This is a genomic window from Paraburkholderia domus, from assembly GCF_905220705.1.
In the GTDB taxonomy this organism is placed as follows: domain Bacteria; phylum Pseudomonadota; class Gammaproteobacteria; order Burkholderiales; family Burkholderiaceae; genus Paraburkholderia; species Paraburkholderia domus.
The window spans coordinates 176,176-198,293 of sequence record NZ_CAJNAT010000007.1; the positions used below are offsets into that span (position 1 = coordinate 176,176).

A 22,118-nucleotide genomic window follows, 5' to 3' on the forward strand; every position below is an offset into this window, starting at 1 on the left:
CGCTTCTGGCGCGGCTCGTTGCGCGGCTCGCTCGGCGAAACCACGCAAGAGACAACCCGGACCAGCCTGCTCAAACTGGCCTGCGCACTGGCGCTGCTGGACCTGGCCTCACTGGCGGCTTCACCGGCGCGGACTTCGCCGGTGAAGCCACCATCATCGCCAGTTCGAACAAGCCATTCCATGGATCAGGCGGGGGATCGTTGCGGTGATTACCCGGTGTGCCGCCGGACAGCCCCTTTACCTGACGGTCGAGCTTCGCAGCAAGAGCCAGGCCCTTCTCCAGCGCCGCTTCAGTGACGCGCGACAGCGCCGGCCCAATCAACCGCTCTCGCGGCCCCCACACGCGGTTCTCGCGCACCAGCATCGCGAGCGGCTTGCCCGCCGCGACGCCGCGCTTGATCCGCAACAGCGTGCGCACTTCTTCGACCACCGCCCACAGCACCAGCACGGCAGCCTCGCCTTCACCCCGCAAGCCATCGAGCATGCGCGACAAACGGCCGACATCGCCCGCGAGCATCGCCTCGTTCAGCTTGAAAACGTCATAACGGGCGACGTTCAACACGGCATCCTGAATCTGGTCGAAGCTCAACGAGCCGGCCGGATAGAGCAGCCCGAGCTTCTGAATTTCCTGATGCGCGGCGAGCAGATTGCCTTCCACACGCTCGGCGATGAACGCCAACGCACGCCGTCCTTCCTCGCCGGCAGCGACCCGCTGGCCCTGAGCCGCAAGACGCTGACCGACCCAGTTCGGCAACTGCGCACGCTCGACCGGATCGATTTTCAACGCGACGCCGGCATCGGACAGCGCGGCGAACCATGCGGCTTTCTGCGTGGCCGAGTCGAGACGCGGCAACGTGATCATGGTCAGCACGTCGGGATTCACGGCCGCAGCGAGCGCTTTCAGCGCATCCGCACCTTCCTTGCCCGGCTTACCCGACGGAATCCGCAATTCGACCAGTTGTTTGTCGCCAAACAGCGACATCGATTGACTCGCGCCGAGCAGCGAACTCCAGTCGAAACCGCGCTCGACAGTGAACACTGAGCGGTCGGTAAAACCGGCCGCACGCGCCGTTGCGCGAATCCGGTCGCTCGCTTCCTGCGCGAGCAGGTGCTCGTCGCCGTACACGACGTACAGTCCGGCGAGTCCCTTGGCGAGATGCGCTTCGAGCGCGTCAAGTCGCAGTTGCATGGCTAACGATCGGCGAGGTTAATCGAGTGCATGAGCGAGTGCATGAGCACGTGCAGCAAGCTAAACAAGGACACAGCACAACGCTCACAGCGGCGGCGGCGGCAACGGCGCGCGTGGCGCAACCCCCGGCACCTGCTGATCCGGCGCCGGATGCAGCGAGCGCACCAGCGACAGGCGGCGCGTAAGCTGGTCGATCGCGTCGCTTTCCATGTCCGCGAAGAGAATGTCGGCTTCAGTAGCCTTGGCCTGCGAGTACTGGTCGCTGTAGGTCATCGCGCGGTTTAGCGCGATCACGCTCGGCGGAATCAGCACCGTGCCGTCCTTGCCGACCAAGGTGTAGGCCATCGAGAAATTGATCGCATACTCTTCGACGACACCGAGCGAATTCAGCGTTAGCGTGCTGACGCCGCGATCTTCAGTGATCTGCAACCTTGCGTCGGCATTCGCGACGGAACTGACCACCACCGTGTCGCTGCCGCCCTGCACAAGGCGAGTCAGCCGCGCGCCAGCCGCTGCCGAACCGCCGGCGATATAGAGTCGTTTGAATGCGTAATCCTGCTGGCCGCGCAGCTGGAAGCCGCAGGCGGACAACATCAGCACGCTGCACGCAAGCGTCAATAACGTTCTGCGAGTCACATTGGCTCCTGGTTCGCAGTAGATTCCGCAACGCAGACAAGCGCAGCCGCGCGCGGCAGCGTCCTGTCTGCTGTCATGTAGTCGTGCGCCGTCAAACGACCACGTTCACGAGACGGCCCGGCACCACGACGATCTTCTTCGGGGCCTTGCCTTCGCCGAACTTCGCAACGACTTCATGAGCCGCCGCAAGCTGTTCGATTGCTTCACGGGTGGCGTCCTTCGCCACCGTCAGCGCGCCGCGCACCTTGCCGTTCACCTGCAGCACGAGCTCGATTTCGGCCTGTTCCAGCGCCTGTTCGTCGACCTTCGGCCACGCCGCGTCAAGCAGCGAGCCGAATTCGTCGGCGTAACCAAGTTCCTGCCACAACTGGAACGTCTGATGCGGCACGACCGGATACAGCACGCGCAGCAGCACGCTGTAGGTCTCGCGCAGCACCGCTGGTTGTGCGCCCTTCGCGCTGTCGAGCGCGTTGAGCATCTTCATCGTCGCCGACACCACCGTGTTGTACTGCAAACGCTGGTAGTCGAAGTCGGCCTGCTTCAGCACGCTGTAGATCTCGCGGCGCAACACCTTGTCGACTTCGCCGAGTTGCGCGGCGTCAAACTTGCCGCCTGCGCGCAGCGCTGCTTCATTCGTATGACCGAAGCTCCACACGCGGCGCAGGAAGCGGCTTGCGCCCTCCACGCCCGACCCCGACCATTCGAGCTGCTGCTCGGGCGGTGCGGCGAACATCACGAAAAGACGCGCGGTATCCGCGCCGTGTTGATCGATCAGCAATTGCGGATCGACGCCATTGTTCTTCGACTTCGACATTTTCTCGACGCCGCCGAGCACCACCGGCTGGCCGTCCGAATTCAACACCGCGCCGACCGGGCGGCCTTTGTCGTCGAACGAGACGGTGACATCTGCCGGGTTGTACCAGGTCTTCTTACCCGCTTCGCTTTCGCGGTAATAAGTTTCGTTGAGCACCATGCCCTGCGTGAGCAGGTTCTTGGCCGGCTCACCGAACTTGATCAAACCCATGTCGCGCATCACCTTCGCCCAGAAGCGCGAGTACAAGAGGTGCAGAATCGCGTGTTCGATACCACCGATGTACTGGTCCATCGGCGCCCAGTAATCGGTGCGCTCGTCGACCATGGTCTTCGCGTCGGGCGCCGCATAGCGGTAGAAGTACCAGGACGAATCGACGAAGGTATCCATCGTGTCGGTTTCGCGTTTGGCCGCACCGCCGCAGGTCGGGCAGGTGCAGTTCACAAACGCCTCGGACTTCGCGAGCGGATTTCCCGTGCCGTCCGGCACCAGATCTTCCGGCAGCACAACCGGCAGATCCTTTTCCGGCACCGGCACGTCGCCGCACGTCGGGCAGTGGATGATCGGAATCGGCGTGCCCCAGTAACGCTGGCGCGACACGCCCCAGTCACGCAAGCGCCACGTGATCTGCTTGTCGCCGAGGCCGAGTTCCTTCAGATCGGCGGCGATCTGGTCGACCGCTTCCGTGTAATTGAGGCCGTCGTACTTGCCACTGTTGACCAGCGTGCCGTCCTTGTCGCCGTACCATTCTTGCCAGGCTTCGGTCGAGTATTCCTTGCCTTCAAGGGCGACCACCTGCTTGATCGGCAGACCGTATTTCTTCGCGAACGCAAAGTCGCGTTCGTCGTGTGAAGGCACGCCCATCACCGCGCCCTCGCCGTAGCTCATCAGCACGTAGTTGCCGATCCACACTTCGACCTGTTCCTGCGTCAGCGGATGCGTGACGTAGAAGCCGGTGGCCATGCCCTTCTTTTCCATCGTCGCCATGTCGGCTTCGGCGACACCGCCGCGCTTGCATTCTTCGATGAAGGCCTGCAATTCCGGCTTGTCTTGTGCGAGACGGGTGGCAAGCGGATGCTCGGCGGCGATCGCGCAGAAGGTCACGCCCATGATCGTGTCGGCGCGCGTGGTGAACACGCGCAACAGCTTCTGTTCGCCGTCGATCTCATACGGGAAACCGAAGTTCACGCCGAAGCTCTTGCCGATCCAGTTCTGCTGCATGATCTTGACGCGCTCAGGCCAGCCGAGGCCTTCGAGGTCGTTCAGCAATTCATCCGCGTACTGCGTGATGCGCATGTAGTACATCGGGATTTCGCGCTTTTCGATCAGCGCGCCCGAACGCCAGCCGCGGCCGTCGATCACCTGCTCGTTGGCGAGCACGGTCTGATCGACCGGGTCCCAGTTGACGGTGCCGGTTTTCTTGTACGCGATGCCCTTTTCAAGCATCTTCAGGAACAGCCACTGATTCCACTTGTAGTAATCGGGGCTGCAGGTCGCGACTTCGCGCGACCAGTCGATCGCGAGGCCCATCGACTGCATCTGCTTCTTCATGTAAGCGATGTTGTCGTAGGTCCACTGCGCGGGCGGCACGTTGTTGGCCATCGCCGCGTTTTCCGCCGGCATGCCGAACGCGTCCCAACCCATCGGCATCAGCACGTTGTAGCCGTTCATCCGCAGATAGCGGTACATCACGTCGTTGATCGTGTAGTTCCGCACGTGGCCCATGTGCAGCTTGCCCGACGGGTACGGCAGCATCGAAACGCAATAGAACTTGGGTTTGTCGGTGGTTTCCGACGTTTTGTAGGCGTCGATGGCGCGCCATTGCCCTTGCGCGGCGGCTTCGACGTCGGTGGGAACGTATTTTTCGTGCATGGTGATGGGATCGCTGGGTTCGGTGCTTTCGCACCGGACCTGGTGCTCTGCTGGATGAAATGGCGTCGTTTCCCCTTCAGCGGGGGAAAGGGCTGATTATACCGTTCGCGGACGGGTGCGCCGCGTGGCGTGGTGCACGGGAGCGACGGGTTGCGCCCGCGCGGGCGAGGTATCGCTAGCGCCGCTATGGCTTCGCGCCCGGCGGCGGCGGGTCGGTTACGAAGCCGATCCGCTCGAGCCCGGCCTGTTGCGCCGCGCCCATCACCTGCGCGATGACTTCGTAGCGCGTCGAGCGCTCGGCGCTCAGCTGGATCTCCGGCTGATCGGCCTGCGCCTCTTTGCCTGCTTCCACGAATCGCGCGCGCATCTGCTGCAGCGTGATGACGGTGCCGTTCCAGTACAGCTTGCCGGCGGCATCGATTGAAAGAGAAATGGTTTGCGGCGTTTGCCGCGCGGGCGCTGCTGCGACTTTGGGCAGATCGAGCCGGATCGCGTGCGTGAATAAAGGTGCCGTAATGATAAAAATCACCAGCAGCACTAGCATCACGTCGATCAACGGCGTCATGTTGATCTCGGCCATCGGCGCGGCCGTCTGCTTTTTCTCGAGTCCGCCGAATGCCATATCGCCTCCTTCTGTCTTCCAGACTCAGCGGTGCGTCTGAGGGGTCCGGGCCTGGGCTTGCTGCGACTGGGACCGTGGCTGATCCGCCGGCGCGCACACATAGGCATGCAGATCGTGCGCAAAGCCGTCGAGTTCCTCCGACAACTGCCGCACCATCCGCCCGAGCACGTTATAGGCGAGCACCGCCGGAATCGCGACCACCAGGCCGAAGGCCGTCATGATCAGCGCCTCGCCGACCGGACCCGCAACGTTTTCAATCTGCGCCTGACCGCTCGCCGCGATGCTGCCGAGCGCGTGATAGATGCCCCAAACGGTGCCGAGCAGGCCGACGAACGGCGCCGTGCTGCCCACCGAGGCCAGCAGCACCTGGCCGAACTCGAGCCGCCGCTGCGACGCGTTGAGCGCCTGGCGCAATGCCCGCAGCACCCGCTCGCTACGCTCGACGCGCGCGAGCAGCACGCCGGGAATGTCCACTTCGGCTGCATGCAGCGCGGCCTCGGCGAGCGGCGTAAAGACGCGCTCGCGGTCCACGCGCTTCAATGCCGCGACGCCGTCCGACAGCGTCGATGCCTGCCAGAACTGCGCAATGGCCGGCGTGGCCTGACGTTTGGCGCGCGTGAGAATCCAGCTTTTGACGATCAGAAAGCACCAGCTCGCAATCGACATAGCCAGCAGCACATACGCGACGCCATGTGTGATCGCGTCGCTTGTTTCCAGGTAATGGATGATGCCGCTGCCGCCTGCCATCTGACCTCGCCGTTGGAAAGTTGACTACAGAGGAGGAGCGAGCGGAGCCGCAACCGGCCCCGTGACACGCTCAACGCAGGCCGAGCACGTCCTGCATGTCGAAGAAGCCGTTCTTGTGGCCTTCGAGAAAACGTACAGCACGAAGCGCGCCTTGTGCATACGACAGGCGGCTCGCCGATTTGTGCGTAATTTCGATACGCTCGCCGATGCCGGCAAACAGCACCGTATGGTCGCCGACGATATCGCCGCCGCGAATGGCCGAGAAGCCGATCGTGGATGGGTCGCGTTCGCCAGTCACGCCTTCGCGGCTATAAACCGCGCAGTCGTCGAGATTGCGGCCGAGCGCATTGGCAATCACTTCGCCCATGGTCAGCGCGGTACCGGACGGCGCGTCGACCTTGTGACGGTGGTGTGCCTCGATGATTTCGATGTCGTAACCGGTTGCGAAATGCTTCGCGGCGTACTCGAGCAGCTTCAGCGTGACATTGACGCCCACGCTCATGTTCGACGAGAACATGATGGCAATCTTGTCCGCCGCGGCGCGCAGTTGCGCTTTCTGCTCGTTGTCGAAACCGGTCGTGCCGATCACCATTTTGACGTTGTGGCGCTGCGCGGCTTCCAGATGCATCAGCGTGCCTTCGGGACGCGTGAAGTCGATCAGGTAGTCGGATTCGGCGAACACGCGTTCGATGTCGTCCGTCAGCATCACACCTGTCTGCTTGCCGAGAAACGCACCGGCGTCCTGACCGAGTTGCGGGGAATCCGCACGGTCGAGCGCACCGGACAGCGTGGCGTCGGAATCATTGAGGACGGTTTCGATGAGCATCCGGCCCATACGGCCCGATGCGCCAGCAATGGCAATTTTCATGGCTACGAGGGTTCGAAAAGGGTAAACGCGGCAAAACCCGGCAAATGCGGCGACGGGCAGCACACCCGGGCGCCGCACTGACTGGAACAGCAAACACCAGCACAGGTACAGCAGAAAGGCTGACGGGCGCTGCGCACGGTGCATTCCGTCGCAGCGCCCGTCTTAACCGTTCCAGGAGAAAGACAGCGTGCTTAGCCGCCCGTTCCCGTAGTAGTCGACGAAGAAGACGTCAACGGCGCGTTATGCGTCGGGCCGCCATTGCTGCTTTGCGGGCCCGTCGGTCCCACCGGATTCTCCTGCATGCCCGGAACCTGCGGCGGCGGCGGACGCGTGAACTGGAACTGCGGCTGCCCCGCGCTGGTTGGGCCTTGCGACGGAATACCGCCACCATTGGCGGTCGGCGCGGTCGAGCGCACCGACGACTGCGTTTTGCCCGACGGCGTTTGCACCGCGTTGGTCAGCCGATTGGCGGCCTGCGCGGCTTCAGCGTTAGCGTCAGTTGACGGCGCTGCCACCGCGGCGGCGCCATCGACCGACGGCGAACGCGTGGTGTCCACGGTAGCTGGCGCCGCAGCCTCTGTCGCGCTGGCGCCGGTTGCAGCGCTTGCCACGTTCGGCACGGCACCCTTCTTCTTGCCGAGCTTGTCACCGTCGATTTCCGCCAGTAACTCGAGGTTGGACGGCAGATCTTCGCCACCCGACCAGCTGGCGACGCGGTCGCCCGCGAACATGATCACGAAGTCACGCTGCTGCACGACGTTAGTCGAGCCGCGCTTGAAATAGAACACGTAGTCCCAGCGGTCCGCGTGGAACATGTCGGTCAGAAGCGGTGTGCCGAGCAACTGCTTCACCTGCGCGCGCGACATGCCAACTTGCATCTGTGCAGCCGCTTCTTTCGAGACGAAATTGCCTTGCACCACCGTAATACGGTACGGCGTGATGCTTTGGGCAACGCGCTGCGTCAGGCTGTCGTAAGTGGAACATCCGGCAAGAACCGCGACAGTCGCAACAGCGATCAAGGTACCCCGCATGCGGCTCCCCCGGTAGATCAATTGAGATTTTGAAATCATTTCACTCACCGTGCGGGCCCGCTGACGAGCCGCGCGAGTTTCATTCCATCGAAGATGACCAGAACGGCAAAAACACATTACTATGAGAGCCCAGCATTGTACTCTAGGGATCCCTTGTCATGACCAATCCAACCGATCTCAAGAATATCGGGCTCAAGGCGACCCTTCCGCGCCTCAAAATCCTTGAGATTTTTCAGCACAGTCCGGTGCGCCACCTGACCGCTGAAGACGTCTACCGCAACCTGTTGCACGAAGAACTCGATATCGGCCTGGCAACCGTGTATCGCGTGCTGACGCAGTTCGAGCAGGCCGGCTTGCTGTCGCGCAGCAACTTCGAATCGGGCAAAGCGGTGTTCGAATTGAACGAAGGGTCGCATCACGACCACCTCGTGTGTCTCGATTGCGGACTCGTCGAAGAGTTTTTCGACTCCGAAATCGAAAGCCGCCAGCAATCCATCGCGAAGGAACGCGGCTTCAAGCTGCAGGAACATGCGCTGGCGCTGTACGGCGCGTGTACCAAGGAGAATTGCCCGCATCGCAAGCACTGATGCGGTGCCGGCCGCGTCGGGGGTGCGCGGTTTAGTGGGCAACGAGAAAACCCGGCCGATGAAAATCGGCCGGGTTTTTTTACGTGTGCGACGCTTCCTCAGCGCCGGGACACCAGCGCTTCTTTGAACGTGCGGCATCGCCGCCGTGTGGCGACTTCCGCCTATTCTGCCAACGCGACGCTCGCTTCGAATACCAACCGCCACGGCTCGGCTAACGACAATTCGTCGCAGTTGGGTTGTTCGCCGCCACGATCCACCACCGCAAAATCGCTCACCTTCTCGAGCGCGAGCAGCGGATGATGCCAAACGCCTTTCGCATAGTTCACACCCTGCCAGCCCTCGCTCCAGAACGCTCGCATCTGCGCCGGATCGAGCTCGCCCGCCGGCGCGACGACCACCAGATAGCGGCGCGCCGTCAAGGGAATGAAAGCCTGACTGCCTAGTGGATGCCGCTCCAGCATCGTGATTTCGATCGGCAGCGCGCGCGGTTGCGCCCGAAACAGATTGATCAGCGGCCGGCCGCCGTTCTCCGTCACGTCGACGTTCGCGAGATCGTGATAACGCTCGGTCGTGCCGCCGTTGATCGGAAAATGACGTGCGCCGTCCAGTTCGATGACGTCGCCGAACGGCGCGAAGGCCGCGCGCGTCAGACGTTCCAGATGCAAGGTCTTCATCAGTGACTCCGTTAAGCGATCTCGCCCCACAAACGCAGGCGCGATACGCCGCCATCCGGGAAGATATTGAAACGCACATGCGTCACCGGTCCAAGGGACGCAATGCCGTCCGCGAACGTGTGCACATGGTCCATCTGCAGCTTCTGTTCGCCGATCAGCTCCGGCCAGAACATTGCCTGCGTGACGAGCGAATCATCCGTGCCACCCGTCACCGAGGCTGCCTGCAGCGAACAGCGATCGGGGTAGTTGCCCTTGAAGTGCGCTGTGTCGACTTCGATCTTGCGAATCACGCCCGGCCGCGCGAGCGCGACGATCGCCCAATCGTTGCCCGGTTCGCGACGGCGTCGCGTTTCCCAGCCATCGCCCATATTCACGCCGCGGCCCGGCATCAGAATCTGCGAGGCCGGCCCGAAATGCTGGTTGTTGGCGGCGACTAGGTACGCGCCGTTTTCGATCGCAGCGAGATCCAGCAGCGTGCCACGCTCGACGCGCTCCCAGTCGCGCTTCGGCTGGCCGTACACGCGCAGGCGCGCGAGGCCGCCGTCCGGATACAGGTTCACGCGCAGATGCGTGAAAGCACGGGCGTCGCTGACTTCGACGTAATGGTGCTGGTTGCCCTGCAGCGTGGTAGCCGGCACGAGCGTTTGCCAGTCGGCGTTGTCGGGCGGAACGTCGCCGTCTACGTAGCATGCGTCGATCGACGCGGCCGGCGGGAAGTTGCCGGTGAAGTGGCTCGTGTCCAGATCGACACCGTGTACGACGCCTGGCCGCGCGAGCCGGATCACGCAGTGGTCGTGGCCCGTGGTGCGCTTGCGGCGCGTCTCCCAGCCGTCCATCCACTTGCCGTGGTCGTCGTACTTGCCGGGAATGAACACCGCCGGCTGCGGCTCGAGCATGCGTTCTTTCGGCGCGAAGAATTCGTCGCTCGCGTAGAGCGCCTGCGCGCCCAGACGCGGGTCGGCGAGGTTCATGTAGCGACGGGTGAAAGCGGGAGCGTTGGGGTCGAGGATCGGATTAGCCATAGTCTCAGTCAAGCAACGAAAAGTGAGAAAGAGTCGGCGGAGTCAGCGCATCCGCCGGGGCAGAACACGCGCCGCGTTGGCGCGCTGTCGATTAGCGATGGATCTGGCACAGTGGCCACCTGATCGTGCTCTGTCAGACGGCCGGTGCGTGTTCGCCAGCGGCGGGCTCGACGCCGGTTTCTTCGCCAGCGGGCACATAGCGCAGCGCCGCGTCACGATTCAACACGCGATGGGCGCGCGCCCGGTCAATATCGTTTTCCCACACGGCGACCACCACTGTCGCCACGCAATTGCCGATCAGGTTGGTCAGCGCGCGGGCAATGCCGACGAACCAGTCGACCGGCAGAATCAGCACGAGGCCGAGCACGGGGATTGCCGGAATCGCGGACAGCGTCGCAGCGAGAATCACGATTGCCGAGCCAGGAATACCGTGCGCGCCTTTCGACGTCACCAGCGACACCAGCACCACCACGATCAGGTCATGGATGGACAGCGGCGTATTGGTAGCCTGCGCGATGAAAATCACCGCAAGGGTCAGATAGATGGAGAAGCCGTCCAGATTGAAGGAGTAACCGGTCGGAATCACCAGCCCGACAGTCGAATCCTTGACGCCCATCCATTCGAGCTTGCGCATGATCTGCGGCAGCACGGCATCGGACGAAGCGGTACCCAGCACGATCGACAGCTCTTCGCGCAGATAGCGGATCAGCTTGAAGATACTGAAGCCGGCCAGACGCATCACCACACCCAGCACGACCGCCACGAACACGAAGCAGCTTGCGTAGAACACCAGCACCAGCATGCCGAGTTGCTTGAGCGACTCGACGCCATAGGTGCCGGTTGTGAACGCGATCGCACCGAGTACGCCGAGCGGCGCGAGCTTGATGATAAAACCCATCACGCGGAAGAACACCTGCGAAAGCTCGTCGATCAGGCTGTTGACGCGCTGCGCCTTATTGCCCAGCAGCGACAGCGCCGAACCGAACAGCACCGAAAACACGAGGATCTGCAGAATGTCGCCGGTCGCGAAGGCGTTGATCGCCGTGTCCGGGATGATCTTCAGCAGAAACCCGGCCGTGTCCTTGAGGCTCTTCGCGTGCTCGGTGTAGGTCGACAGCGAAGCAGGGTCGAGCGAATGCAGGTTGATGTTCATGCCGACGCCAGGCCGCGTTGCGTAGGCGAGCACCGCGCCGATGACGAGCGCAATCGTCGTCATGGCTTCGAAGTAGACCACCGCCTTCAGCCCGACGCGGCCGACTTTGCGCAGATCGCCGGCATTCGCCATGCCGCTCACCACCACGCAGAAAACGATCGGCCCGATCACCATCTTGATCAGCTTGAGAAAGCCGTCGCCGAGCGGGCGTAGCGATTGGGCGAAATGCGGGAACACGGCGCCGAGCACAATGCCCGCCACCAGCGCTATGACAACCCGGCCAAACAGTGAATTGAAGAATTTCAACACGGCTTCCTCCTGGTTACGAATCACATCTGTTCAGACTGGTCCGACCAGTTCTGTTATCTCGAATAGTAGGAAGCCGATATACTGGCGTCAAGGATTCATTGAATAGCGTTTACCCGCTTCTTTTAAACCGTTTCGAGGTCGAATTACACACGTTAAGCAGGCCGTCGTACGAGCGTTCAGAACGCGTATTACAATGCTGGTCAGACCGCGCACCCAAGTGAGCCACGATGAAAAACGTTCCGCATACCGTCACTGATGCCGCCATCGCGACCATCCGCGAACGGATCGAAGCGGGTGTCTATCCGGTGGGCAGTTTGCTGCCGGCGCAGCGTCAGCTCTCCGAGGAACTGGCGATCAGTCGCGCATCGCTGCGCGAGGCGCTCTCGACGCTCGAAGCGCTCGGTCTGCTGATGATCCGTCCCGGCAAGGGCGTTTATGTGGAAAGTGCGCAGGCCACGGCTGCGCAATCGTGGCGCTTCGCGGAGCAGTCGTCGCTGCCGGATACCTATCAGATGCGTTTCGCGCTGGAGGGCTTTGTCGCGCGCATGGCGGCGCGGGCTGTCAGCGATTCCGACCTCGCCTGGTTCGAAGACAACATCGCGGCCATGCAGACCGCGCTCGCCTGCGACGAACTCGACGAAGCCGCCCGCCTCGACTACGACTTCCACATGCGTATCGTGGGCATTGCCGGCAACGCGGCAATCGAATCGATTCTGAGCAGCGCCGCGGAGATCATGAAGGAAAGCCAGCGGATGCCGTTCTACCGGCGCGAACTGGTGCTGTCCACGTACACCGAGCATCGAGCGATTCTCGACGCGCTCAAGGCGCGCGATTCCGCTGCCGCCGGCAAAGCGATCGAAACCCACATCTCGAACGCCGCGCAACGCGCCGGCGTCTACTTCCCAACTCCGCAGGCGTAAAAAAAGCCGCTCCGAAGAGCGGCTTTTGCAGTTGCCCTGCCGGCCGAACAAAGCCGCAAGGCAAGCGAAGTGAAACAGCCTACTTCGCGTTGGCCAGCGCCACCGCGGTGTCCAGCATGCGGTTCGAGAAGCCCCATTCGTTGTCGTACCAGCTCGACACCTTCACCAGACGGCCCGACACCTTGGTCAGCGTTGCGTCGAACGTCGACGAAGCCGGGTTGTGGTTGAAGTCGATCGAGACCAGCGGCGCCTCGTTGTAACCGAGGATGCCCTTCAGCGCGCCTTCCGATGCTTCCTTCATGATCGCGTTGACTTCTTCGACCGTCGTGTCGCGCGCGGCGATGAACGACAGGTCGACGACCGACACATTGATCGTCGGGACGCGAATCGCGTAGCCGTCCAGCTTGCCGTTCAGTTCCGGCAGCACCAGGCCGACCGCCGATGCAGCACCGGTCTTGGTCGGGATCTGGCTATGCGTAGCCGAACGCGCGCGGCGCAGGTCTTCGTGGTACACGTCCGTCAAAACCTGGTCGTTCGTGTACGCGTGGATCGTGGTCATCAGACCGTTCACCAGGCCAATCTTGTCGTTCAGCGGCTTGACGAGCGGTGCCAGGCAGTTGGTCGTGCACGATGCGTTCGAGATCACCGTGTCCGATGCCTTGAGCACGTTGTGGTTCACGCCGTAGACGATCGTTGCGTCGACATCCTTACCGCCCGGCGCCGAGATGATGACCTTCTTTGCGCCGCCCTTGATGTGCGCGCTTGCCTTTTCCTTGGTCGTGAAAAAGCCCGTGCATTCCATCACGACGTCGACGTTCAGCTCGCCCCACGGCAGTTCAGCCGGGTTGCGGTTAGCCAGCACGCGGATCTTGTCGCCGTTGACAACGAGGTAGTCGCCGTCCACCGTCACTTCGCCCGGGAACTTGCCGTGCGCCGTGTCGTATTGCGTCAGGTGAGCATTCGTCTTGGCATCGCCAAGATCGTTGATGGCGACGATTTCGATATCGTGCTTCTTGCCGTTTTCATAGAAGGCGCGCAGCGTGTTGCGGCCGATCCGGCCGTAGCCGTTGATTGCGACGCGAATCGTCATGGTCTATCTCCTGATGGCTGAAAAAAAATCGTCCATGTGGGTCTGATTTGCCGGAATTGCCGCGCGTGGGGTCCGCGCGGCAGCCTCGAACGCAAATCAGCCGAGTGCGGCTTTGGCCGTCTCTACGACGTGCTCGACGGTGAAGCCGAAATGCTTGAACAGAACACCAGCCGGGGCCGATTCGCCGAACGTGTCGATGCCGACCACGCCGCCTTCCAGACCCACGTACTTGCGCCAGAAATCCGTCACACCCGCTTCGATCGCGACGCGGCGCACACCCTTCGGCAGCACGCGTTCGCGGTATTCGGCGTCCTGCTTGTCGAACACGTTGGTCGACGGCATCGACACGACACGTGCAGCAATGCCTTCGCGTGCCAGCGGCTCGACCGCGTTCAACGCCAGTTCGACTTCCGAACCGGTGGCGATCAGGATGATCTTGCGCGCGACGATCTCGTCATTCCAGTCGCGCAGCACGTAACCGCCCTTCTCGATGTTGGCGATCTGCGCGTCCGTGCGCTCCGAGAACGGCAGGTTCTGACGGCTGAAGATCAGGCACGACGGGCCGTGATACTCGACCGCGTGGGTCCAGGCCACCGCCGTTTCGACCGTATCGGCCGGGCGCCACACTTGCAGATTCGGAATCAGACGCAGGCTTGCGACGTGTTCAATCGACTGGTGGGTCGGGCCGTCTTCGCCCAGACCGATTGAGTCGTGCGTGAACACGAAGATCGACGGCGCCTTCATCAGCGCGGCCACGCGCAGCGCGTTGCGGCTGTAGTCCGAGAACGTCAGGAACGTGCCGCCGAAGGCCTTGAAGCCGCCATGCAGCGCCATGCCGTTGATCGCAGCGCTCATGCCGAATTCGCGCACGCCGTAGTTCACGTAGTTGCCGGCGGCCTTGCCTTCGGCGTTCACGCGCACCGGCTTGGCGGCCTTCCAGTTGGTCAGGTTCGAACCGGTCAGATCGGCAGAACCGCCGAGCAGTTCCGGCAATACAGCCGACAAACCTTCGATTGCCTGTTGCGATGCCTTACGCGTCGCGACGGTTTCCTTGCGTTCGTTAGCGCCGGCGATGATGGCCTGGGCCTTTTCCTTCCAGTCGGCGGGCAGTTGCTTGGCGTCGCGGCGCTTGAATTCAGCGGCTTCCTGCGGGTATTTGGCTGCATACGCTGCAAACGCCTTGTCCCAATCAGATTCGTTACGTGCGCCGGCTTCCGTCGCGTCCCACGCTGCATAGACTTCTTGCGGGATCACGAACGGCTCCCACTTCCAGCCGATCGCTTCGCGCGTTGCCGCGATTTCCTTGTCACCGAGCGGCGAGCCGTGCGAATCGTGGCTGCCCGCCTTGGTCGGCGCGCCTTCGCCAATCACGGTCTTGCAGCAGATCAGCGTCGGCTTGTCCGATTGCTTGGCTTGCTTGATGGCGGCGTCAACCGCGTCGACGTCATGGCCGACCACGTTCGGGATCACGTTCCAGCCATACGCTTCGAAGCGCTTCGGCGTGTCGTCGTGGAACCAGTGGACCACTTCGCCGTCGATCGAGATGCCGTTGTCGTCGTAAAAGGCGATCAGCTTGTTCAGCTTCAGCACGCCCGCGAGCGAGCAGGCTTCGTGCGAGATGCCTTCCATCAGGCAACCGTCGCCGACGAACACGTACGTGTGGTGGTCGACGATCTTTGCGTCAGACTTGTTGAATTCGGTGGCAAGCAGCGATTCGGCGAGCGCCATGCCGACTGCGTTGGCCAGACCCTGGCCGAGCGGGCCGGTGGTCGTTTCGACGCCCGGCGTGATGCCGTATTCCGGGTGGCCCGGCGTCTTCGAATGCATCTGGCGGAAGTTCTTCAGCTCTTCCATCGGCAAATCGTAGCCGGTCAGGTGCAGCAGCGAGTACAGCAGCATCGAGCCGTGACCGTTCGACAGAATGAAACGGTCGCGATCGGCCCATTGCGGGTTCTTCGGGTTGTGACGCAGATGGCGCGACCACAAAGCCACACCGATTTCGGCCATGCCCATCGGCATGCCGGGGTGACCGGAATTCGCTTTTTGAACGGCATCCATGGACAACGCGCGGATTGCGTTGGCCATCAGGGAAGTGGGTGCGGGAGACGGGGTCGTCATGTCGAGTCCGGGGACAGAGTCAGAAAGCGGTGCGCGCTACAGGCCCGGATGCTCGAATGCCAGTCCACTTCGGCGCACGGTGCGGCGCCGGGAGACGCGAAACGGGCAGAGCAAACGGACAAGGCTAAAAGCGTGACATTCTAACAGAACGTTGCCCCCCACCCCGCTCGGGAAGCCGCCTGGTTGTGTGGGCGGCGCCACTCGGCGGGGCCACGCGGCACATCTGCCCTTTACAATTGGGCAACCTGAACCTACCGCGCTCCAGACGGAGCCCGCCATCCGTGAGCGCTCCCCTGCTGTTCCAGCCAACCGCCGACGCAGTCTACGGATTTCCGAACGCGCGCCGGCTTGCACGCGTCGATTCGCCCTACCAGCGTATCGAGGTATGGGACACGCCGCAGCTCGGCCGACTGTTTACGCTCGACGGCCGCCCGATGACCGCCAGCGGCGACGAATTCATCTACCACGAATGCATGGTGCATCCGGCTGCGCTGGCGCATCCGTCGCCAAAAGCAGCGTTGGTACTGGGTGGCGGCGATGGCGGCGCCGCGCGGCAACTGCTGAAGCACCCAGGCATCGAACGGATCGTGGTGGCGGAGCTCGACGCCGAAGTCGTGCGCATGACCAGCGAGTACCTGCCCGACGTGCAGGGCCGCGCTTTCGACGATCCGCGCGTTGAACTGGTAATCGGCGACGCCGCGGAATACGTCGTGAAGGCTGGCCAGGCGGTGACGGCCCAAGCCGCAGTGGAAGCGGCACGGGCCGCGGCACCGGATGCAAACGTGGCCGCGGATGCAGCATCGGCACCCGCAGTAGCTGCAACTTCAGCCGCTGCACAGTTCGATCTGGTCGTGTTCGACCTGACTCCGCCGGACTCACCCGCCGCCGGCCTATACACGCCGGACTTCTACATGCAGCTCAAACGCGTCATGAGCCCGACCGCCGCGCTCTCACTCCATCTCGGTTCTCCTTATTTCCACGCTGAGCGCATCGCCCGCCTGCTCGACGATCTGCGCGACACATTCGTCATCGTGCGCACAATGAGCACCTTCGTGCCGCTTTACGGCTCGCTCTGGATGATGGCGACCGCCAGCGACACGCTCGACGCCGCTGCCGTCACCGTCGGATCACTCACCGAGCGCCTTGCCGCGCGTCGAATCGGCACGTTGAAGCACTACGACCCGGCCCTGCACGCCGGACTGTTCTCGGCATCCCGGTCTGTGCGCGATAAACTAAGTCAATTCTTAAAGCCATCAAGCTAACGCGTGGGCAAAATGCACGATTCGGTCGGCGCGCGCTATCGGTGTATCGATACGCGAACGCCCGCCTGGCCTCGCAGCATGCATCCCGCAACCCCAAAAGATCCGGAGAACCCCATGACCGCCCCCCGCCCAGCCGGTGTGCCCTGGTTGACCCCCTATCTGACGGTGCGCGACGCGCGTGCCGCCACGGCGTTCTTCGAGGCTGCATTCAGCTTCGAGGTACGTGATAGCGTCCAGGACGACGGTGTCGTCATGCATGTCGAGATGACCTACCAGGGCCAGCTGATCGTGATGTTCGCGCCGGAAGGCGCGTTCGGCTCGGCGGCGAAAACACCCAAAAGCGCGGGCGCGATTGCGCCGCAATCGTTCTATGTCTATGTCGACGATGTCGACGCGGTTTACACGCGGGCGCTAGCCGCCGGCGCAAAATCGCTGAGCGAGCCACAGGATCAGTTCTGGGGCGACCGGTTTGCCCAGGTCGAAGACCTGGACGGTTACCGCTGGGCGCTCGCTCGCCACCTTTCGTGAACTAATGAGTATTTTTCTGATGCCTCGCTTCTTCGTCGGTACGCCTCTCAAGCCCGACGACATCATGCAGTTGCCCGATGACGTCACGCGCCACATCCTCGTGCTGCGTTTGCAGCCCGGCGATTCGATCGTGCTTTTCAACGGTGAAGGCGGCGAATACAGCGCCGAACTCATCGAGGTCGAACGCCGTTCAGCCAAAGTGAGAATTCACGAATTCCGCAATATCGAAGTTGAAGCGCCGTATCACCTCACTCTCGCTCAGGGCATTGCCGGCGGCGACAAGATGGACTGGCTCATCGAGAAAGCGGTCGAACTTGGAGCATCATGTTTCGTGCCACTGACCACCACGCGCAGCGTCGTGCGTCTTTCTGGCGATCGCGCGCAGCGGCGGCATGTGCACTGGCAGGGCATCGTGCGCGCCTCGTGCGAACAATGCGGGCGCAATCGCTTGCCGGAAGTGATGCCGGTGCGTGAGATCGCCACGTGGCTCGGCGCACTGCCTCGCACGCCCGAAGAAGGCGAAATGCGCATTCTGCTGTCGCCGCGCGCCAGCATCAGCTTTTCAGCGCTGCCCGCCAATCCTCCCTTCGGACGCGTGACCGTGCTGGTCGGCCCGGAAGGCGGTTTTTCGGCTGCGGAAGAAGCTGCTGCAACCGATCACGGATTTACCGCCGTGGGTCTCGGTCCACGCGTGTTGCGCACGGAAACCGCCGGCATCGCCGTGCTTTCGGCGCTGGCGGCTCGCTGGGGCGCCTGGTAAGCCGACTTTCAAGCGCCAAAAGCAAAGGCCCGCCAATTGGCGGGCCTTACTCTTTCTTTTGCTGCAGCAGGCAGTGCTCAGGCACCCTATTCGCGCATACCTTAGGCAAACGAATAGAACACCCGGAACGCAACCTTACGCTCGGCCCAGAACTCGGACGCTTCGCGGAACACATCCAGTAGCGTCTCGCGCCCTTCCTTGTCGAACTTCTGCGCGACCGGCAGCTGCTCGAGCACGATGACGAATCCGGGCTGCGCGCCAGCCTTGTGAACCAGATCGGTCAGGCAATCGTAGAGCGCGTCGTAATTCTTGCCGAAATGCTTCGGAAACAGGAACGACGTAGCAATGGTCTCCAGCACTTCCTGTTTGGACTGAGCATTCGCGCAGTACGCGTACAGAAAATGCTGGCCAAGTTGATTGGCTTCGTCAGCGAGATCCTGCACGCGAAACGCGCGGATCGACTGTACGATGTTCGGTCGTACGGTCTTGAAAAGACTCATGGGCTCCTCGTTCGAAGAAAGCACAGTGCTGGCTTCGCTCTGGTTATCCCGGCCTTGGTCGCCGGCGCGCATCCGCATGACGCGCTGGAACAAATTGCCGTCGCCGGCCGCGAAAAGATCCGTCGCGACTCCGGAGTCGTGCGCGTAGACGTTGTCGCTCATGCCGTTCATCCCGATGTCATTCAACAATACGATTAAAACTGGTGTAATGGTCGTCCGAGTAGTAACAGTTGTCGATCCGCTGTAGCGGACCTCCGCAGACGATACGACGCGCCCCGCGGTTTCGTGAACGAGGCGTGGGAACGGTGTATTCGTGGTAATAGCCGCGCCGATGCGGCGGCAGCAACCGTTCGCGATTGCCGAATACGATGCCGTCCTTCTCATACGGGTAAGGCCCGCCCGCGGCAATCAAGTTCAACGTATTGACCGCTTCGCGCGGCAACTGCGCCGCCACGATGGTGCCCTGCACCTGTGCTTGTGGTTCGGCGGGTGCCGTGTAGTCGCGCGCAAACGCGCCAGGCACGGAGCCCGATAAAGCGCAGAGCGTCAAAGCACCGATCAGCACGCCTTTAATGCGCTGCCACTTGCGTGCCATGAATCAAGGTTCCCCGCTGTTAGATCACGAGTTTGACGACCATGAAAGTCGTAAGGGTATCGCTAAAACCCCACAGAATCAACGTTCACCGGACAGGCAAAAGCTTCCAATCGCGCGGAAAAGAGCCACGGAACAGGCTTTGACGACTTTTGACAGAATATTTAGCCTGCGCGAGCTAAAATTAACTTGATGACGCAAATGGGGATGGTCCCAGACCCGCAGGGCGCCCGTTGCGCTGCCCATTTCCTGTAGTGAAAGCCTTGCAGTTCCTGCAGTCTCTCGGAGGCAGAACGGTCTCATTCAGCTTTTTTAGGGTGGCAATCCCCTGTTCACCCGCAGGCGTGCCCATTGCGGGCACGCCTTTTTTTGCATGGCGCTTTAGTCACGACGCCACGCTTCAGCCCCTGATCAAGGATCAGCGGGCCGCGATCACATCCGCCACCAGCAGCGCCGTCATGTTGACGATACGGCGCACCGTGGCCGAAGCCGTCAGCACGTGTACCGGCTTGGCCGCGCCAAGCAGCATCGGACCAATCGCGATGTTGTTGCCCGCGGCGGTCTTCAGCAGGTTGTACGAGATGTTGGCCGAGTCGATGTTCGGCAGCACCAGCAGGTTCGCGTCGCCTTCGAGCGTCGAGTCGGGCAGCACTTCCCGGCGCAGATTCGCGTCGAGCGCGAGGTCGCCGTGCATTTCACCATCCACTTGCAATTCCGGCGCACGCTCGCGCAGGATCGCCAGCGTGTCGCGCATTTTCTGCGCGGTCGGCGCATTGCTCGAGCCGAAATTCGAATGCGACAGCAGCGCGACCTTCGGCTCGATACCGAAGCGGCGCACTTCCTCCGCTGCCATGATCGTGATCTCAGCAAGCTGCTCCGGCGTCGGATCGACGTTCACGTGCGTATCGACCAGGAAAATCTGGCGATTCGGCAACACCAGCGCGTTCATCGCCGCATAGACCTTCGCGCCTTCCTTCTTGCCGATCACCTGATCGATGAAATGCAGGTGGCGATGCGTGGTGGACACCGTGCCGCAGATCATGCCGTCCGCCTCGCCCTTTTCCACCATCATCGCGCCGATCAGCGTGGTGCGGCGACGCATTTCGAGCTTCGCCATCTGCTCGGTGATGCCCTTGCGGGACATCATCTTGTGATAGTCCTGCCAGAAATCGCGGTAACGCTCGTCGTGGTCGGTGTTCACAACCATGTAGTCCTGCCCCGCGACCAGACGCAGGCCGTAACGCGCGATGCGCTGTTCAATCACCGCCGGACGGCCGATCAGGATCGGCTTTGCGAGCTTTTCGTCGACGATGATCTGCATGGCGCGCAGCACGCGCTCTTCTTCGCCTTCCGCGAATACGATGCGCTTCTTCTCCGGCTCGACGCTGCGCGCCAGCTGGAAAATCGGCTTCATGGTCGTGCCGCTGTGATACACGAACTGCTGCAGATGCTGTTCGTATGCGTCCATGTCCTCGATCGGACGCTCGGCGACGCCTGAATCCATCGCGGCCCTCGCCACCGCCGGCGCGACCTTGACGATCAGGCGCGGGTCGAATGGCTTCGGAATCAGATAGGCCGGACCAAACGACAGATCCTGAATGCCGTACGCCGTCGCGACGATATCGCTCTGCTCCTGGCGCGCCAGTTCGGCAATCGCATTGACCGCGGCGATTTCCATTTCCCGCGTCACCGTCGTCGCGCCCGCATCCAGCGCGCCGCGGAACAGGAACGGGAACACCAGCACGTTGTTCACCTGGTTCGGATAGTCCGTGCGGCCCGTGCAGAGCACGGCGTCCGGACGCACTTCGAGCGCCAGTTCCGGCAGGATTTCCGGGGTCGGGTTGGCCAGCGCCAGGATCAGCGGCTTGTCAGCCATCTGCTTGACCATGTCCTGCTTCAGCACGCCGCCAGCCGACAGGCCGAGGAAAATATCCGCGCCGCCGATCGCCTCAGCGAGCGTGCGCGCGTCGGTTTCGCGTGCGAAGCGTTCCTTGTCCGGGTCCATCAGTTCGACGCGGCCCTTGTAGACCACGCCGGCCAGGTCGGTGACCGTGATGTTTTCGAGCGGCAGCCCGATGTCGACCAGCAGATCCAGACAGGCCAAGGCCGCCGCCCCCGCGCCGGACGACACCAGCTTGACCTTCTTGATGTCCTTGCCGACTACCTTCAAACCGTTGGTGATCGCTGCCGCGACGACGATGGCCGTGCCGTGCTGGTCGTCGTGGAAGACCGGAATCTTCATGCGCTTGCGGCATTCGCGCTCGACGATGAAGCAGTCCGGCGCCTTGATGTCTTCCAGGTTGATACCGCCGAAGGTCGGCTCCAGCGCGGCGATCACCTCGACCAACTTGTGCGGATCGGACTCGTTCAGCTCGATATCGAACACGTCGATGCCGGCGAACTTCTTGAACAGGACAGCCTTGCCTTCCATGACCGGCTTCGAGGCAAGCGGCCCGATGTTGCCCAGACCCAGCACCGCGGTGCCGTTCGTGACGACGCCGACCAGGTTGCTGCGCGCGGTGAAGCGAGCGGCGTTCAGCGGGTTTTCGACGATTTCCTCACACGCGAACGCGACGCCAGGCGAGTACGCCAGCGCGAGGTCACGCTGGTTGATCATCTGCTTGGTCGGGGCGATCGCGATCTTCCCGGGGGTCGGGAACTCGTGATAATCGAGGGCGGCTTCGCGAAGTTTGGTATTGACGGGAGTCGACATAAGGCGGGCTTCTAAGGGCGGATTAGAATAGATGTTCGACGGCATTGTAGCCCCAATTGCCGGCTCAATTCCTTCAATACGGGTACAACTGCCGCGACTGAAACATAGCGAAAG

At 62.3% G+C, this 22,118-nt stretch carries 20 protein-coding genes; 5 read left to right on the forward strand and 15 right to left on the reverse strand.

Annotation, left to right across the window (positions count from 1 at the left end; genetic code table 11):
• Positions 1–70 precede the first annotated feature (70 nt).
• The 7 genes from holA to bamE all read right to left on the reverse strand — a co-directional run bounded on the left by holA (position 71) and on the right by bamE (position 7,776).
• Positions 71–1,189, reverse strand: a complete 1,119-nt coding sequence (gene holA, locus KHO31_RS15605; RefSeq protein ID WP_201076615.1) for a DNA polymerase III subunit delta — start codon at positions 1,187–1,189, stop codon at positions 71–73.
• Positions 1,190–1,273: 84 nt separating this feature from the next.
• Positions 1,274–1,825, reverse strand: coding sequence for an LPS-assembly lipoprotein LptE (locus tag KHO31_RS15610; protein WP_201076617.1), 552 nt, complete (start codon positions 1,823–1,825; stop codon positions 1,274–1,276).
• A 91-nt stretch (positions 1,826–1,916) separates the two neighbouring features.
• A complete protein-coding gene (gene leuS, locus KHO31_RS15615) occupies positions 1,917–4,508 on the reverse strand; it encodes a leucine--tRNA ligase (RefSeq protein WP_201076625.1) in 2,592 nt (863 codons plus the stop codon).
• 184 nt (positions 4,509–4,692) lie between these two features.
• The gene (locus KHO31_RS15620) at positions 4,693–5,130 is read right to left on the reverse strand and encodes an ExbD/TolR family protein (protein ID WP_201076626.1); all 438 of its coding nucleotides are present in this window, start codon (positions 5,128–5,130) and stop codon (positions 4,693–4,695) included.
• A 24-nt stretch (positions 5,131–5,154) separates the two neighbouring features.
• Entirely contained in the window at positions 5,155–5,877 is a 723-nt protein-coding gene (locus tag KHO31_RS15625; RefSeq protein ID WP_201076628.1) for a MotA/TolQ/ExbB proton channel family protein, read from the reverse strand.
• A 70-nt stretch (positions 5,878–5,947) separates the two neighbouring features.
• Positions 5,948–6,745, reverse strand: a complete 798-nt coding sequence (dapB, locus tag KHO31_RS15630) for a 4-hydroxy-tetrahydrodipicolinate reductase (protein WP_201076630.1) — start codon at positions 6,743–6,745, stop codon at positions 5,948–5,950.
• 191 nt (positions 6,746–6,936) lie between these two features.
• The gene (gene bamE / locus KHO31_RS15635) at positions 6,937–7,776 is read right to left on the reverse strand and encodes an outer membrane protein assembly factor BamE domain-containing protein (protein ID WP_211623704.1); all 840 of its coding nucleotides are present in this window, start codon (positions 7,774–7,776) and stop codon (positions 6,937–6,939) included.
• 158 nt (positions 7,777–7,934) lie between these two features.
• Between bamE and fur the strand changes: the two genes are divergently transcribed.
• Entirely contained in the window at positions 7,935–8,363 is a 429-nt protein-coding gene (gene fur / locus KHO31_RS15640) for a ferric iron uptake transcriptional regulator (protein ID WP_012434340.1), read from the forward strand.
• A 161-nt stretch (positions 8,364–8,524) separates the two neighbouring features.
• On the opposite strand, the gene KHO31_RS15645 is transcribed toward fur, so the two are convergent.
• From KHO31_RS15645 to KHO31_RS15655, 3 genes are all read right to left on the reverse strand, one after another.
• Entirely contained in the window at positions 8,525–9,037 is a 513-nt protein-coding gene (locus KHO31_RS15645) for an ureidoglycolate lyase (protein WP_201084757.1), read from the reverse strand.
• Positions 9,038–9,048: 11 nt separating this feature from the next.
• Entirely contained in the window at positions 9,049–10,059 is a 1,011-nt protein-coding gene (gene alc / locus KHO31_RS15650) for an allantoicase (protein ID WP_201084758.1), read from the reverse strand.
• Between the two features lie 133 nt (positions 10,060–10,192).
• Entirely contained in the window at positions 10,193–11,521 is a 1,329-nt protein-coding gene (locus KHO31_RS15655) for a C4-dicarboxylate transporter DctA (protein ID WP_201076636.1), read from the reverse strand.
• Positions 11,522–11,748: 227 nt separating this feature from the next.
• Between KHO31_RS15655 and KHO31_RS15660 the strand changes: the two genes are divergently transcribed.
• Positions 11,749–12,441: a FadR/GntR family transcriptional regulator gene (locus KHO31_RS15660; RefSeq protein ID WP_201076638.1), complete on the forward strand. Its 693-nt coding sequence runs from the start codon at positions 11,749–11,751 to the stop codon at positions 12,439–12,441.
• 79 nt (positions 12,442–12,520) lie between these two features.
• Here KHO31_RS15660 and gap read toward each other — a convergent pair whose 3' ends face one another.
• Both gap and tkt read right to left on the reverse strand, forming a co-directional pair.
• Positions 12,521–13,531, reverse strand: coding sequence for a type I glyceraldehyde-3-phosphate dehydrogenase (gene gap / locus KHO31_RS15665; protein ID WP_201076642.1), 1,011 nt, complete (start codon positions 13,529–13,531; stop codon positions 12,521–12,523).
• Positions 13,532–13,627: 96 nt separating this feature from the next.
• On the reverse strand, positions 13,628–15,649 hold the full coding sequence (gene tkt, locus KHO31_RS15670) for a transketolase (protein WP_211623674.1): 2,022 nt from the start codon (positions 15,647–15,649) through the stop codon (positions 13,628–13,630).
• Positions 15,650–15,930: 281 nt separating this feature from the next.
• Here tkt and speE point away from each other — a divergent pair, with 281 nt between their 5' ends.
• The 3 genes from speE (at position 15,931) to KHO31_RS15685 (ending at position 18,199) form a co-directional block, all read left to right on the forward strand.
• Positions 15,931–16,911: a spermidine synthase gene (speE, locus tag KHO31_RS15675; protein WP_211623676.1), complete on the forward strand. Its 981-nt coding sequence runs from the start codon at positions 15,931–15,933 to the stop codon at positions 16,909–16,911.
• 114 nt (positions 16,912–17,025) lie between these two features.
• Positions 17,026–17,439, forward strand: coding sequence for a VOC family protein (locus KHO31_RS15680; protein ID WP_201076654.1), 414 nt, complete (start codon positions 17,026–17,028; stop codon positions 17,437–17,439).
• A gap of 19 nt (positions 17,440–17,458) precedes the next feature.
• Positions 17,459–18,199 (forward strand): 16S rRNA (uracil(1498)-N(3))-methyltransferase, encoded by a 741-nt coding sequence (locus KHO31_RS15685; RefSeq protein WP_201076919.1) that lies wholly within the window; start codon positions 17,459–17,461, stop codon positions 18,197–18,199.
• A 101-nt stretch (positions 18,200–18,300) separates the two neighbouring features.
• Here KHO31_RS15685 and KHO31_RS15690 read toward each other — a convergent pair whose 3' ends face one another.
• The 3 genes from KHO31_RS15690 to KHO31_RS15700 all read right to left on the reverse strand — a co-directional run bounded on the left by KHO31_RS15690 (position 18,301) and on the right by KHO31_RS15700 (position 22,049).
• Positions 18,301–18,861 (reverse strand): barstar family protein, encoded by a 561-nt coding sequence (locus tag KHO31_RS15690; RefSeq protein ID WP_093635748.1) that lies wholly within the window; start codon positions 18,859–18,861, stop codon positions 18,301–18,303.
• 16 nt (positions 18,862–18,877) lie between these two features.
• Positions 18,878–19,294, reverse strand: a complete 417-nt coding sequence (locus tag KHO31_RS15695) for a ribonuclease (RefSeq protein ID WP_201076656.1) — start codon at positions 19,292–19,294, stop codon at positions 18,878–18,880.
• 415 nt (positions 19,295–19,709) lie between these two features.
• The gene (locus KHO31_RS15700) at positions 19,710–22,049 is read right to left on the reverse strand and encodes an NADP-dependent malic enzyme (RefSeq protein ID WP_201076658.1); all 2,340 of its coding nucleotides are present in this window, start codon (positions 22,047–22,049) and stop codon (positions 19,710–19,712) included.
• Between the last annotated feature and the right edge of the window lie 69 nt (positions 22,050–22,118).